This is a genomic window from Streptomyces sp. NPDC001231 (assembly GCF_042896885.1).
Taxonomy (GTDB): Bacteria; Actinomycetota; Actinomycetes; order Streptomycetales; family Streptomycetaceae; genus Streptomyces.
The window spans coordinates 188,535-202,660 of record NZ_JBIAXS010000013.1; the positions used below are offsets into that span (position 1 = coordinate 188,535).

A 14,126-nucleotide genomic window follows, 5' to 3' on the forward strand; every position below is an offset into this window, starting at 1 on the left:
ACTTCTCAGGGCTGCCTGAGGAGCCGGTTCAGCGCCCGTCCGAACACCGACCGGGCCGCGCCGCGCAGGGGTTCGTCGAACAGGCCCGGCAGGAAGCGGACCCGCAGTTCCTCCCGCCACACCACCCGCGTACGGCCCCCGGGGCCGGGCCGCACCTCGAACTCGGCCCAGCCCAGCACCACTCGGCCCCGCTTCTCCACGCGGCACAGGCCCGGCTCGCCGTCGGCCGGCGGACGCCAGACGGTGACCTCCATCGGATCGTCGAAGCCGAGTGGACCGATCCCCGAGCGGGCCACGAACACCGTGCCCTCCCGGGTCGGCGCGGACGTGACCACGTTGATACGGGTCAACGGCACCGCGTCGGCATGCCGCGACCACCGCGTGATCCGCCGCCACGCCTCGTCGAGGGGGAGCGGCGCGGTGCGTTCGAGCGAGAAGTTCACCACGCCATGATCGTAGGCAATCGGTGGCCTCGCTTTACGAGTTCGCCCCCGGCTCACACGGTTGGCTCATCGCCCGGTCCTTCCGCGTATGCTCCCGATCATGGTGATACTGGAGCGGCTGCGCCCCGAACACGCGGAGGCGCTGCTGGCCTTCGAGCGGGAGAACCGTCGTTACTTCGCCCGCTCCGTGCCGGACCGGGGGGACGCGTACTTCACCGGATTCGCCGCCCGCCACCGTGCTCTCCTCGCCGAACAGGACGCCGGCGTCTGCCACTTCCACGTCGTCGTGGACGAACAGGGCGAACTGGTGGGCCGCGTCAACCTCGTCGACGTCGCCGACGGGTGCGCCGAACTCGGGTACCGGATCGGCGAGCGCGCCGCGGGCCGGGGCGTGGCGACGGCCGCCGTGCGGGAGGTGAGCCGGCTCGCCGTCGTGACGTACCGGCTCACCGAGCTCACCGCGGTCACCACCCTCGACAATGCGGCGTCCATGACCGTGCTCGCACGCACCGGGTTCAGGGCGGTGGGTGAGGAGATCGTCGGCGGGCGGCCGGGAAGGCGCTACCGGCTCCGCCTTGCCGACGGCGGCTGAACCGGGCCGCGCGCCCGGAGAGCGCGGCCCGGTGGGAAGCCATTTCGCGGGTCGTCCTACGGCCGGTAGACCTTGCCCGGCTCCGCCCTGCCCGGCGCCAGCAACTGCGGCACGGTGACGAAGACGTACCCCCGCTCCTTCAGCGCGTCGATGATCCCGGGCACCGCGGGCACCGTGCCCGCGTAGATGTCGTGCAGCAGGATGATCCCGTCCCGGGAGGACTGGTCGAGGACGCGCCGGGTGATCAGCGCGGAGTCGGTCGTGGTGTAGTCCTTGGCGGTCACGCTCCACAGGACCTCGGCCACGCCCAGCTCCTCGCAGATCCGGTGCACGGTGTCGTCGGTGCGGCCCTGCGGCGGCCGCATCAGGGTCGGCTTGTGCCCGGTCAGCCGCTCTATCTCCTCGTTCGGGCGCCGTATCTCCTCGCGTACGCGCTCCGCCGGTATACGGGTCAGGATCTGGTGGTCCCAGGTGTGGTTCGCCACCTCGTGGCCCTCCGCCGCCATGCGGACGACCAGCTCCGGGTACTTCTCGATGTGCCGCGCACCGAGCAGGAAGAAGGTCGCCGGTACCTGTTTCTCCTTGAGGATGTCGAGCAGCCGGGCGGAGTTCTCGCTCGGCCCCGCGTCGAAGGTCAGCGCGATGCACTTGGCGTGACGGCAGTCCACCGTGCCGAACTCGGCCGGCGCGCCCGCCGCGGGGTGCGCGCGGGCCGCGCTCGGTGCCGTGCCGTCGCGTGCGCAGCCGGTCAGCGTGAGACACGCGGCCGTCAGTGCCGCCAGTGCCGTCGATGCCCGGAACCGGGCCCCCGTTTTCGTCGTCTTCCTGGTCACACAAGGCATGCCGGGACTATATGCGGCGTGTATAGACGCAGTGTATAGCGGGGTCGAATAACTGATCGAAAGTGAAGTCAGGCAACGTCCGGGCAGGCCGAAGGGGCACCACGGCGGCCACGGCGGGGACCAGGCCTGTCGGTGGAGTTGTCAGGACTCGGCCCGGCGGCACAGCAGCCGCAGGACGGAGAACAGCGTCACCGGCCACACCGCCGCGAACGCCCAGATCACGCCCGGCTCCGAGGTGACGGCACCGGCCGTCAGGAGGGCGACGGAGACCGCCACCAGCAGCACCACGGTCCACATCCCAGGAGCGTAGGACGCCACCCGGGAGAGGGCCGGTGGTCTGCGCGCCGACCGCAGCCGCCGGACCAGACGGCGGTCACGGCTGAGGGCGCGTTCTATCTCGTTCAGGATCCGCTGTTCGCGGTCGGGGAGTCGGCCTGTCGACACTGTTGCTCCTACGGGGAACCGGTCTGCCGTGAGTCCTCTCCGACTGCCCCTCACACCTCGGCCTAACCGGCCGGGCCGGCGGCGCCGGCGGGATGTGGTCGGCCGGGCCCCGCGGGGTACCCGGCACGCGGGGCGGAAGGAGGGACGCCCATGAGGTTCCGTGACCGCGCGCAGGCCGGCCGGCAACTGGCCGAACGGCTGCGCCCCCGGTACGAGGCGGGCGCATTGCCCGACCCCGTGGTGCTGGCGCTGCCCCGCGGCGGCGTCGCGGTGGCCCGGGAGGTCGCACGGGTGCTGGACGCCCCGCTGGACGTGGTCGTGGTCCGCAAGATCGGCGCCCCCTCGCAGGAGGAGTACGGCCTCGGCGCGATCGCCGGGGACGACCCGCCACTGTTCGACAAGACGGCCCTCCACCTGCTCGGCCTGACCGAGGAGGACCTCGCCCCGGTGGTGGAGCGCGAACGCGCCGAACTGCGCCGCCGAGCCCGGCGCTACCGCCATGGCCGCCCCGCTCCGGACCTGCGCGGACGCACCGCGATCGTCGTCGACGACGGCCTGGCCACCGGCTCCACCGCCCGCGCCGCGCTGCGGCACGTCCGGCGCGGCGCACCCGCGCACACCGTCCTCGCCGTCCCCGTCGGCGCCCCCGACGCCGTCCGCGCGCTGAGCGGCGAGGCCGACGAACTGATCTGCCTCCACCAGCCGCCCGTCTTCACCGCCGTGGGCGTCTGGTACGACGACTTCGAGCAGTTGACGGACGAGGAGGTGCTGCGGGCCCTGACGGACGGCTGAGAGGAGGCACGCCCGTGCCCCGCATGGACCCCGGCGAGGCACGCCGCCGGTTCCTCGCCGCCAGGGTGGCGCGGCTGGCCACGGTGGACGCGGCCGGCCGCCCGTACCTGGTGCCGACGGTGTTCGCCGCTCTCGGCGAGGACGGCATCGTGACGGCCGTCGACCGCAAGCCGAAGACCACGACCCGGCTCAAGCGCCTGCGGAACATCGAGGCCACCGGGTCCGTGTCCCTGCTGGCGGACGACTACGACGAGGACTGGAACCGCCTGTGGTGGGCCCGCGCCGACGGCGACGCCCGGATCGTGCCACCCGACGCGGAGGACGAACGGACCGTGGTGCGGTACGGGACCGCGCTCGCCCGGCTGCTGCGCAAGTACCCGCAGTACCGCGAGATCCCGCCGAACGGACCGGTGATCGCGATCACCGTCCGCCACTGGACGGGCTGGTACGCCACCGAACCGCCCACCGCCGGCCCCGGCGGCCAGGACCACGGTGACCGAGGGCCGGGACCCTGACGAAAGAGGACAGACGAAAAGAGAGGACAGACGAAAGAGGACAGATGCTTTCCTCAATGGCCGCTACCGTGCGGACATGACGAAGACGACGACCACCGCGTCGGCCCCCGTGCTGGGCGTACGCGCCCTCAACCGGGCGACTCTCGACCGGCAGTTGTTGCTGCGCCGCGCACCGCTGCAGGCCAAGGCGGCCGTGGAGCACCTGGTGGGCCTTCAGGCGCAGAACGTCAAGCCGCCGTACTACGCCCTCGCCGCCCGCCTCGACGGCTTCGCACCGGAGCGGCTGTCGGAGCTGATGGCCGGCCGCGAGGTGGTCCGCATCGTCACCCTGCGCTCGACCATCCACACCCACACCGCCGACGACTGCCTCACCCTGCGACCGCTCGTCCAGGGCGCCCGCGAACGCGAACTCAACCAGTTCCGCAAGGGCCTGGACGGCGTCGACCTCGACCGGCTCACCGCGCTCGTCCGCGACCTCGTCGAGGCCGGGCCGCGCACGATGACGCAACTGCGCGCCGCGCTCGGCGCCGAGTGGCCCGACGCCGACCCGCAGGCCCTCGGCCTCGCCGCCCGCTGCCGGCTCCCGCTGGTGCAGGTCACTCCGCGCGGACTGTGGGACAGAAGCGGGCAGGTCGCCCTCACGACCGCGGAGCACTGGCTAGGCCGGTCCACGGGCGCCTCTCCCGGGCTTGCGGAAGGGGACGACCCCACCGCCCTGGAGGCCACCGTCCTGCGCTACCTCGCCGCTTTCGGTCCGGCCTCCGTCCGGGACATGCAGACCTGGGCGGGCCTGACCCGGCTGCGCCCCGTCTTCGAACGCCTCCGCCCCCGGCTCGTCACCTTCCGGGACGACGGCGGCACGGAGCTGTTCGACCTTCCCGACGCTCCCCGCCCCGACCCGGACACCCCGGCACCGCCCCGCTTCCTGCCCGAGTTCGACAACCTGCTCCTGTCCCACGCCGACCGCGCCCGCGTGGTGCCCGAGCGGTACCGGGGCCGCAACGCACAGGGGAACCTGGCCCATCGCACCCTCCTCGTCGACGGTTTCCTGGCGGGGCTGTGGAAACCGGAGGGCGACACGCTGGTGGTCGAGCCCTTCGGCCGGCTGACCAGGGCCCAGCGGCAGGACGTGACCGCGGAGGCCGAGCGCATGCTCGCCGTCCTGCACCCGGGTGCGTCGTACGACATACGGTTCGGGACCGTCGTAGGGCGGTAAGCGCCTGGTGGCCGGGACGCGGACCCGGCGGTGGCGTCACCGGGGCCGTCGAGGCCATGGAAAGGGGGCGTTGCGGGCCGCTCGTGGTGGCTCGCAACGCCCCCTGGCTTTCACCGGGGCACGGCTCAGGTCAGGACCTGTTCGGTCACGAGGCTGGAGAAGGAGGCCAGCCGGGTGTAGACACCCGGCCGGCCCGCCTCGGCACAGCCGTTGCCCCAGGAAGTGATCCCTGCCAGGACGCCCCCGATGAGCAGGGGACCGCCGCTGTCGCCCTGGCAGGTGTCGACGCCGCCGGATGGATATCCGGCGCAAACCATGTCGCTCGCGACGAAGTCGGAGCCGTAGGAGTCGCGGCACTCGGTGTCGGACACGACGGGCAGCGTCGCCATCCGCAACTGACCGGAGGAGCCGCCGTTCTCGCCCGTGCTGCCCCAGCCCAGGACGCGGGCCGTCGTGCCGGGCGCGTACACCCCGGTGCCGGTGGGGGAGACGTACGCCGCCGCGGCGTACGGCATCGGCGTCGCCAGGGTGAGCACGGCCACGTCGCCGCCGTCGACGACGTCCGTGTAGTCGGGGTCGAACCAGATCCGGCTGACCTCGCTGACCGTCCCGTCGGTGCCGTCGAGGTGGGTGCGCCCGCCCACCACCCGCAGGTTGCCCGCGGTCTCGCCGACCACGCAGTGCGCGGCGGTGACCACCTTCGTGGGCGCGACCAGGGTGCCGCCGCAGAACTGGCCGCCGGTCGCGTCCGTGATCTGCATGACGAACGGGTACTCCGCCGTCGTGGTCGTCGTGCCGCCGACGACGGGTCGGGGGGCGGCGACCGCGGAGGAGGCGGTGGGCAGCGCGGCCGCGGCAGCGCCGAACGCGACCGCGGCGGCGGTCCGTCTGGCGCGGGTGAGGCCGAACATGCGTCTCCTCGGGGCAGGCCGGTGGGGGATCGCGCGGGCGGGGGAGCACGGGGCCGTGGGGTCCGTGCTCGGGTCCCGTGTGCCCGGGCGAGCGGCACGCCCCTTACGCTAGGACCGGGCCCACCCTCCTCCAATGAGGGAACTCCCTAGGGGAGTCGGGCAGGGAAATCCCTCGGTCCCACCCGGTGGGCCCCGGTGGGCCCCGGTGGTCCGCTCTCGTCCCGCGGCGCGCTCCGGTGCCGGTCCTCACTGCGTTCACGCGGTCGTCCACGCGGTCAGTCAACCCGCGCCGCGCTCACTTCGCGCGCCGGCCTGCCGCCAATCGGACGATGTCGACGCGCGAACGGATCCCCAGCTTGCGGTAGACCCGGGTCAGGGTCGCCTCCACCGTCTTGACGCTGATGAACAGCCGTGCGGCGATCTCCCGGTTCGTCGCGCCCTCCATGACCAGCGCCGCCACCTGGCGCTCCATCGCCGCCAGTCCGTCCAGCGCCGCCGGGGCCACCTCCGGCTGCCGCTTGGGCCGGGCGGCGGCGGCCTCCTCCACCCGGCGCAGCCACGGCAGCGCGCGGCAGCGCCGGAACAGCCGCGCCGCCTCGTCGTACGACGTCGGCCCCGGCACGGGGGCCGCCCCTGCCCGGCCGACTCCCAGGGCCGGGGCGAGGGTGCGCAGCCGGGCCAGCGCGAACGCGGCGCGGGCCTCCTCCAGCCCGTTGCCGAGCTTCGCCAGCCGGTCCTGTGCGGACGTCAACTGGGCCACGGCCGCGTCCTGTTCGCCGCGGGCCGCCCGCACCTGCGCCTCGGACCGGTCGAGTACGGCCAGCACGCTCTCGCGGCCGAGCCGCAGCGCGTGCTCGCGGGCCACGTCGATGACGCGCTGGGCCTCGGCCCGCTCCCCGGTCCGCACCAGGGCCTCCGCGAGGTCGCCGTGCCAGCGGCCGCGCGCCGGATCGGTGATGCCGAGCCCCAGCTCCAGCTCCCGCACCCGGCGCAGCGCCGTCACGGCGGCCTGGTCGTCCCCGGCCACCAACTGGGCGTGCCCCAGGGCGGTCAGGGCGCGCGAGAGATACATCTGGTCACCGTCCTCCTCGGCGTGCCCCACCGCCTCCCGGGCCAGTGCCAGCGCCCGGTCGGTGCTGCCGCCGGAGGCCTCGGCGAGGGAGGCCAGCGTGGCCGAGGCGCTCTCGCCGATGCCGGTGTCCCGGGCCATCCGCAGACTCTCGCGGGCCAGGTCCAGGGCCCGGCCGCAGTGGCCGGAGCGCAGTTCGGTCTCGGCGAGCAGGCGCAGGAAGTGCACCTCGCTCTCGACCATGCCGCGCCGCCGGACCTCGCGCAGCAGCGCGGTGATGGTCGCCCGGGCCTCGGCCAGCCGGTCGCTCATCAGCAGCCAGCGGTAGCGGGCCGAACCGACGCCGTTGTGATGGCAGGCGACGTACGGGTCCTGAGGCTCCCTCAGCGCCCGCTTGATGGTGGCGGGGGCGTTCGGATGCCCCATCAGGGTCTCGGTGGAGGCCTGGAAGGCGAGCGCCATCAGCTCGGTGCGCCGGTCCCGGCCGCGCTCCGCCAGTTCGGCGGCGTGCGCGGCCTCCTGGCGGGCCTCGGCGAAGTCGCCCTCCACGACCAGCCCGCGCCAGGCCAGCTGGTAGTGGACCAGGGCGAGCAGCCGCGGGTCGTCGCCCGCGTCGGCCAGCGCCTGCGGGAAGACGATGTCGACGTCCCCGAGGGCCTGGCCGGCCGACTCGATCACCACCATCCAGGCCCGCACGCGTTCGGCGGGCACGGTGGCCCGGGTCAGCACCTCGCGGGCGATGTCCCGGGCGAGGTCCACCTCGCCGGCCGTGATGGCGTCCTCGGCGGCCTGCAACCGCCGGCCGTCCGGGCCCGGCCCGCTGCCCGCCGGGGTGTGCCGGGCGGCGAGCAGGCCCAGCGAGGCGGCCACCGAGGGCGCCCCTCGGTCCCGGGCCAGCGCGGCGGCCTCGGCGAGCCGGGCGGCCACCTCCGGGTCGGTGCCGGTGGTGGCCAGCGCCAGGTGCCGGGCCCGCTCGATGGGGTCGGGGGCGGCTGTGGCCAGCGCTGCGTGGGCGGCACGCCGCTCCTGGGCGGGGGCCTCCGCGTAGAGCGCGGCCGATATCAGCGGGTGCGCGAACCGAACGGCGGGGTCTTCGGGCTCGGTGGCCAGCAGCCCGAGTTCGGCGGCCTGCGCGCACTCGGCCTCGGCGTTGCCGCGGCCGGCCGCGTGCAGCAGGGCGGGGGTGGGGCGGGCGCCGGCACTGGCCACCAGCAGGGTGCGGCGGGCCTCGTCCGACAGCATCTCCAGCCGGCTCAGGACGAGCGCGCGCAGCGAGGTCGGCACCGGCAGCGGCTCGCCCGGCCGGGGCGGGGTGGGGCTCTCGGCCAGGGCGCGGCCCAGTTCCAGCGCGAACAGGGGGTTGCCGCCGCTGGTGCGGTGGATGTCGCGGACCGTGGAGCGGGGCAGGCCGGCGTAGCCGCGGTGGCCGAGCAGGGCGGAGACCTGGGTACGGGTCAGCGGGCCCAGCCGGACGGAGAGGGTGTCGGGCGGGCAGGCGCGCAGATGGCGGTCGTACTCCTCCTCCTCGGTCCGCACCGCGCACAGCATCTGCACGGGTGTCTCGCCGAGGCGCCGGGCGGCGAAGCCGAGCAGTTCGGCGCTGGCCGAGTCCAGCCACTGGAGGTCGTCGGCGACGATCAGGACGGGGCCCTTCGCGGCGAGCGCGCGCAGCGTGGAGAGCACGGCCAGGCGCAGGGCGAGGCCGTCGCGCTGGAGGGTGGACTCGCCGCGGCCGGTGAGCGCCGACTCCAGCGCGGTGTGCTGGGCGGCGGGCAGCTTGCCGGACACCTCGTCCAGGACCAGGCCGAAGAGGTCGGCCAGGGCGAGGAAGGGCAGGTGGGATTCGGACTCGGTGGCGGAGCAGCGCAACACGGTGCGGGCGTTCGGGGCGTATTCCGCGGCCAATGCCCGCAGCACCGTCGACTTTCCTATTCCGGCCGGCCCGTGCAGCAGCACACTCCCACCGCGCGCGAGCTGCTCCCGCGCCGCCGCGGACGGCTCCTCCTGACCGATGACCAGCTCGGAACGGCAGCTCGCAGGGCCCTTGAAGTCCCGTCGCACGGTCACCGCTCCCCTCGAGTGTCGTGTTCGGGCCAAATTCTAGGCAACCCGCCCATGAATTTCGGACAGCTGCCGCCGGCCGCTGCCCGGGCCTGCCGGCCAGGACGCACGCACCACAACCAACAAACCAGTGTGGTGAGGGAATTGGCTTCTCCCCCTCCTGGAGGAGGGGGATTCTCACGGCTCGCGCTGCGAGGTTTTCTGCTTCGTCGCCGACTGCCCGCCCGGAGTTCTCCGTTGAGGTCTTACACCGGCTCCACAGACAGACACCGCCAGCCCGGCGGCCAGGAGGTTCTTCGCCGCGTTCTCGTCCCGGTCATGGGTCGTCCCGCAGGCGCACGTCCAGGTACGGACGTGGAGCGGCATCTCCGGTTGGAGGCTGCCGCAGTGGGAGCACAGCCTGGAGGAGGGGAACCACCTGTCGACGGCGATCACTTCCCGCCCGTACCAGGCGGCCTTGTACTCCAGCATGCTCCGGAACTGCGACCACGCCGCATCGCTGATGGCGCGGGCCAGGCTCCGGTTTCTGACCATGTTCCGCACGGTCAGGTCCTCGATCACGAGCGTTTGGTTTTCACGCACGAGTCGTGTGGTGAGTTTGTGCAGGTGGTCACGCCTGCGGTCGGTGATCCGGGCGTGGATCCGGGCGGCCTTGCGGCACGCCCTGGCCCGGTTGGCGCCCTCGCCCTGGGCCTTGCGGGACAGCTCCCGCTGGGCCCTGGCCAGGCGGGCGCGGTCCTTGCGTTCGTGCCTGGGGTTGGCGATCTTCTCACCCGTCGAGAGGGCAAGCAGGTGGTCCAGACCCACGTCGATCCCGACCGCGGTGTTGGTGGCCGGAAGCGGCCGCACGCTCGGGTCCTCGCACAGCATCGACACGAACCAGCGCCCCGCGCCGTCCTGCGAGACGGTCACCGTCGACGGCACCGCGCCCTGAGGGAGGGGCCGGGACCAGACGATGTCCAGCGGCTGGTCCATCTTCGCCAGCGTCAGCTCCCCGTCCCGGTAGCGGAACGCCGAGGTGGTGTACTCCGCGCTCCGGCGCGACTTCTTCCGAGACTTGAACCGAGGGTACTTGGCTCGCTTGCCGAAGAATCCCGCGAACGCCGCCTGCAGGTGCCGCAGCGCCTGCTGGAGCGGCACCGCGGACACTTCGTTGAGGTACGTCAGTTCCTCGGTCTTCTTCCACTCCGTCAGCATCGCCGACGTCTGGTTGTAGTTGACCCGCTCCTGCCGTGCCCACGCCTCGGTACGGGCGGCGAGCGCCATGTTGTAGACCTTCCGCACACAGCCGAACGTGCGCGACAGCTCGGCTGCCTGCGCGTCGGTCGGATAGAAGCGGTACTTGAACGCCCGCTTCACCTGAGTGGCCGTCACTCTTCACAAGCTAGCAGATCACATTGTGGGGGTATCGGCGTGTCCATGGCTCAGGGGGCGGTTCCGGCCGCTCGCGGTTGCCCCCTGAGTGCCACCGATGCAAACACCGTGTGCCTGGGCGGGCGCGAACACGGCGGTGTTGTCCTGGCAAGCCCGCTGACGCCGTCAGAACCGTGTGGCACGCAGGCATGTGGTGACAAGTAATGACAACGGCGCTCACACGCAGCTCTCCCTCCGGGAACGTGGGGGTGTGGTGCTCGTTGCCGACCGTGTCGGAGTGGCCATCCGGCCGGGCGGCGAGAGCGCGCAAGCGTTCGGCGATGGTGTCGGCCGACCCCCGGGCATCGTCGACGAACTGATCAAGGTGCAGGTGCAGGTCCCGGAAGTTGTGGCCGACCACGTTCCAGTGGGCCTGCTTCCCCCGGAGATGCGGTTCGACGAGATCCACCAAGATCTGTTGCAACGCTCGAGCCGACCGCGGCGAGGCCGTGAATCCGGCGGCATCAGTCTCGGAACGTTGAGAAATCCCAGAGGAAGCGGTTATGGCGTGTCTCCTTTTGACAGCACCGCACAGCAGCCCCTGGAACAAGAGGCCCGTCTTCCGGCGCGATCGAGCCTACGTAGGTCTCTCTGCCGCAATTGCGCCTGATCCGCTTGGGCGAATATTCGGGAACAGGGTGTGAGACCGTGGAAGGACGCCCACCGTGGAAGAAGAAGAGCTCCGTTCTCGCCGCTCGTTCAGATCGGAGTTCACGACCGAGATCCACAGGGTGTGCTGACGAAGCCCTCCTGGGTTCCAATGGTGTCCGGTGATCGCTGAGCGTCTGCGATCCGGTCTGGCATTCGGGTTCAGCTCACGGCCACGCCGTAGGGACTGGTGCCGACCGGCACCGTTGCGACGATCTTGTGGGATGAGGGATCGACGACCGAGAGGGTGCCCGCTCCCTGGTTGGTGACGTAGATCCGATGGCTCGTGACCTCAAGGTTGAACGGGTCGGTGCCGGGCGGCCCCAGAGCGATGGTCGCGGAGACACGCTTGCTGCCGGTGTCGATCACGGAGACGTTGCCGGGGCCGAGATCGGTGGAGTAGGCGAACCGGCCGTCCGGGCCGACCGCCACGTCGAAGGGGCCCTCGCCGACGTTGACGGAGGTCGCCTTCCCGCTGAGGGTCGGAATGGCGAGGACCTGCGTACCCACCTCGTCGGCGACGTAGGCGGACTTGTCGTCCGGGGTGACGGCAACGGCCACCGGGGAGCGTCCCGCAGGCATCTGCCGGACGACGCGGCGAGTGTGGGTGTCGATCACGGACAGGTCGCCCGATCCGGAGTTCGCCACATAGGCCCGGGCACCGTCACGGCTGAAGGCCACCTTTACCGGGGACTTCCCGACGGGGATGGTGGCGGAGGCCCGGTCGCTGCGGGTGTCGATCACGGAGACGGTGTTCGACGTGCCGTTGGTCACGTAGAGGGACCTGCCGTCGGGGCTGAGGCCGACCCCGGTGGGGTTCTTGCCGACCGCCACTCTCGCCACGGTCTTGTAGCTCCCGGTGTCGAGAACCGAGACCTGGGCCGAGCCGCTGTCGGCGATGTACAAGTGCCTGCGGTCCTTGGCAACCGCCACTCCCTCGGGCCCCACACCGGTCGGCACGGTTGCGAGCACCTTGTGGGTGCGGGCGTCGATCACGGAGAGCGTGTCGTCCTGTTGGTTGGTGACGTAGACGCGGTTGTCGGCGCTCGGGGGAGGAGCGGCGGTCGCGGCTTGCCCGTGCACGGAGGCGGTGGGCGTGAAGGAGACCAGGAGCGCGGCGACACCCGCGAGTGCAGGCCGGAGCGTCCCGCCGACGCCTCGGAGGCTGCCTTCGTTCGCGGGCCGCGGGACGGGGAACATCGCGCCTCCCTCATCTGTGCTGTGAGCCGTCCGCCATGCGGGCTCCGTGCGGCCGACATCCGCCCGCCGCGTGTCTCGGGGCTCACGTCAGAAGTCCGCGGGCGTAGTAATCCTTTTCGTCCCGTACGCCGGGGAGGTCGAAGAAGTAGCCTCCGCCCCGAGGGCTGATGTACGGCACCAGTCGCTCGCCCTCCAGCCGGGTCTGCATGGCGATGTACGTGTGGAGTTCCCGCTGGAAACAGATGAACGCGTGCCCCATGTCGAGTTCCGGCAGGCCGGGGCTGCGGTCGTAGTCGTAGCTGCGGCGCAGGATGGTACTGGTCGAAGCCGTCTTCGGGGTCTGAGGGTTGGCGAGCCGGATATGACTGTCGAGCGGGGTGATCAGGCCTTGCGGATCATTCGTGTAGATGGGGTCGAGCGTGTCCGGGGCGTTCTCGCCCACCGCGTACATGGGGGCTCCGCTCGCCTTGCGGCGGCCGATGACACGCTCCTGCTGGGCGACGGGCAGCTTCTGCCACGCCTCGACGAAGAAGTGCACGATGCGCACAACCTGGTAGGTGCCCCCCGCTGCCCAGACAGGTTCCGCGCTGTGCGGCTGGACCCAGACCAGCTGGTTCATCTGCGTGCTGTTGGTGACGTCGGGGTTGGTGATCCCGTCCTTGAAGCCCAGCCAGTCACGCGGGATGCCGACGGGACGCTCCGGATTGCGCTGGCCGTCGATACGCCAGCGCACCTTCATCGCGGACTTCGAGTGCGTCAGGATGTCCAGCAGCGCGTGCACCGTCGTGTCCCGGTTGTCGGCGCAGATCTGGAGCAGCAGATCCCCCTGGCTGAGCGCGCTGTCCAGGTCGTCGTGGCGGAAGGGCGTCATCGTGACGAGCTGAACGGGTTTGCGCGCGTGCAATCCGTAGCGGTCGAAGAGAGAGGCGCCCACCCCGACGGTGAAGGTGAGTCCGTCCGCCGCGAGGGTGGGTCCCAGGATTCCACTGTCGGACGGAGCTTCGGTCGCGGGAACTCGCGGCGGCTTTCCGCCCACTGTGAGGAGACGGGCACGCTCCGTCAGCGTGCGGAACAGCTCGGTCAGCTCCCTGCGGTCGGCCGCGGTCACGTCGAACGCCACGCACATCGCGACCCGCTGGGGCGGCGTGAGGATGCCGGCCTGATGGTCACCGTGGAAGGGAATCACACGGGAAGCCGGTGGCGCGTTGGCCCTGGAGCCGTCGGCGGCGGCCGCCGTGCTGCCGCTCCACACGCTTCCGGCCGCCGCTCCCGCGGCCACTCCGGCTGCGGTGCCCTGCAGAAACGCCCGGCGCGGGAACCCGGCCATCGGGCAGTCCCCACCGATCCACGTCACTTCTGGGTTCCCCGCTGTCTCGTCGGCCATCGTGCCCTCCACCGACTACATGCCCATAGAGCCAAGCTAGCCGGTTGTTCCGCTTGTGCCACTTGGGAGTCGATGTGCCCTTGGTCAAGCCTGGCAAAGGCTGCGCGACGCACATGGAGGTCTTCTTGCCTGTGCCGGTCACCATGCCGTGGGACGGCCCGCGTCCGGCAGGGACACGGCGGTCCTGCGACCGTGCTCGGCAAGGGGGAGTTCCCGTTCTCCCCCATTCCTTGGCACCCTCCAACCGCACCCGGAGGCCCGGCGTGAAACGTCGAACTCGTCGGACTCCTCCGCCGGGACAACGGTGGCTGGGCATACGGCCGGCGCCTTCGTGGCCGAATGCAGAAGGTCGATGTACGGGTCGGGCGGTATGCCATCCTCGGTGCGAATGAGCGCGCATTCCAGCCTGTTCTGGAGTCCGCCTGTCAGGAGACACTGCTCCCGAGGAGAAACCACCCAGAAATGCGGCGTTGAGGCAAAGAAGACGCGATGCGTATACGAAGCTGCCGTATGACCGAGGCGGCTTATGACGTCCTCTTCCCGTGCATATGACTTCCATTTCACTCATGAAGAATAGTGGTGACCCGGCTCCCGGC

13 protein-coding genes are annotated in these 14,126 nt (G+C 71.6%); 4 read left to right on the plus strand and 9 right to left on the minus strand.

The annotated features are described in order from the left end of the window. Nucleotides 1-5: 5 nt before the first annotated feature. Entirely contained in the window at nt 6-446 is a 441-nt protein-coding gene (locus tag ACFY3J_RS18210) for an SRPBCC family protein (RefSeq protein WP_225078309.1), read from the minus strand. Between the two features lie 97 nt (nt 447-543). On the opposite strand from ACFY3J_RS18210, the gene ACFY3J_RS18215 reads away from it, so the two are divergent. After that, nucleotides 544-1,035 (plus strand): GNAT family N-acetyltransferase, encoded by a 492-nt coding sequence (locus ACFY3J_RS18215; RefSeq protein WP_384185159.1) that lies wholly within the window; start codon nt 544-546, stop codon nt 1,033-1,035. Nucleotides 1,036-1,091: 56 nt separating this feature from the next. Here ACFY3J_RS18215 and ACFY3J_RS18220 read toward each other — a convergent pair whose 3' ends face one another. Together ACFY3J_RS18220 and ACFY3J_RS18225 are read right to left on the minus strand one after the other, a co-directional pair. Further along, on the minus strand, nt 1,092-1,877 hold the full coding sequence (locus ACFY3J_RS18220; RefSeq protein WP_390841242.1) for a polysaccharide deacetylase family protein: 786 nt from the start codon (nt 1,875-1,877) through the stop codon (nt 1,092-1,094). Between the two features lie 141 nt (nt 1,878-2,018). Next, nucleotides 2,019-2,321: a DUF3040 domain-containing protein gene (locus ACFY3J_RS18225; RefSeq protein ID WP_384185165.1), complete on the minus strand. Its 303-nt coding sequence runs from the start codon at nt 2,319-2,321 to the stop codon at nt 2,019-2,021. Between the two features lie 150 nt (nt 2,322-2,471). Here ACFY3J_RS18225 and ACFY3J_RS18230 point away from each other — a divergent pair, with 150 nt between their 5' ends. From ACFY3J_RS18230 to ACFY3J_RS18240, 3 genes are all read left to right on the plus strand, one after another. Beyond that, entirely contained in the window at nt 2,472-3,113 is a 642-nt protein-coding gene (locus ACFY3J_RS18230; protein ID WP_390841244.1) for a phosphoribosyltransferase, read from the plus strand. A gap of 14 nt (nt 3,114-3,127) precedes the next feature. Then, nucleotides 3,128-3,628: a TIGR03668 family PPOX class F420-dependent oxidoreductase gene (locus ACFY3J_RS18235; RefSeq protein ID WP_384185170.1), complete on the plus strand. Its 501-nt coding sequence runs from the start codon at nt 3,128-3,130 to the stop codon at nt 3,626-3,628. Nucleotides 3,629-3,704: 76 nt separating this feature from the next. Further along, a complete protein-coding gene (locus ACFY3J_RS18240; RefSeq protein WP_390841245.1) occupies nt 3,705-4,844 on the plus strand; it encodes a winged helix DNA-binding domain-containing protein in 1,140 nt (379 codons plus the stop codon). Between the two features lie 125 nt (nt 4,845-4,969). Here ACFY3J_RS18240 and ACFY3J_RS18245 read toward each other — a convergent pair whose 3' ends face one another. From ACFY3J_RS18245 to ACFY3J_RS18270, 6 genes are all read right to left on the minus strand, one after another. Further along, nucleotides 4,970-5,755: a S1 family peptidase gene (locus tag ACFY3J_RS18245; protein ID WP_384185175.1), complete on the minus strand. Its 786-nt coding sequence runs from the start codon at nt 5,753-5,755 to the stop codon at nt 4,970-4,972. A 295-nt stretch (nt 5,756-6,050) separates the two neighbouring features. Further along, on the minus strand, nt 6,051-8,891 hold the full coding sequence (locus tag ACFY3J_RS18250) for an AAA family ATPase (protein ID WP_384185176.1): 2,841 nt from the start codon (nt 8,889-8,891) through the stop codon (nt 6,051-6,053). 171 nt (nt 8,892-9,062) lie between these two features. Then, a complete protein-coding gene (locus ACFY3J_RS18255) occupies nt 9,063-10,259 on the minus strand; it encodes an RNA-guided endonuclease InsQ/TnpB family protein (RefSeq protein ID WP_390841246.1) in 1,197 nt (398 codons plus the stop codon). A gap of 10 nt (nt 10,260-10,269) precedes the next feature. Continuing rightward, entirely contained in the window at nt 10,270-10,707 is a 438-nt protein-coding gene (locus tag ACFY3J_RS18260; RefSeq protein ID WP_390841258.1) for a Dps family protein, read from the minus strand. Nucleotides 10,708-11,108: 401 nt separating this feature from the next. Beyond that, nucleotides 11,109-12,146 (minus strand): cytochrome D1 domain-containing protein, encoded by a 1,038-nt coding sequence (locus ACFY3J_RS18265; protein WP_384185184.1) that lies wholly within the window; start codon nt 12,144-12,146, stop codon nt 11,109-11,111. 82 nt (nt 12,147-12,228) lie between these two features. Then, entirely contained in the window at nt 12,229-13,530 is a 1,302-nt protein-coding gene (locus ACFY3J_RS18270; protein ID WP_390841247.1) for a Dyp-type peroxidase, read from the minus strand. Between the last annotated feature and the right edge of the window lie 596 nt (nt 13,531-14,126).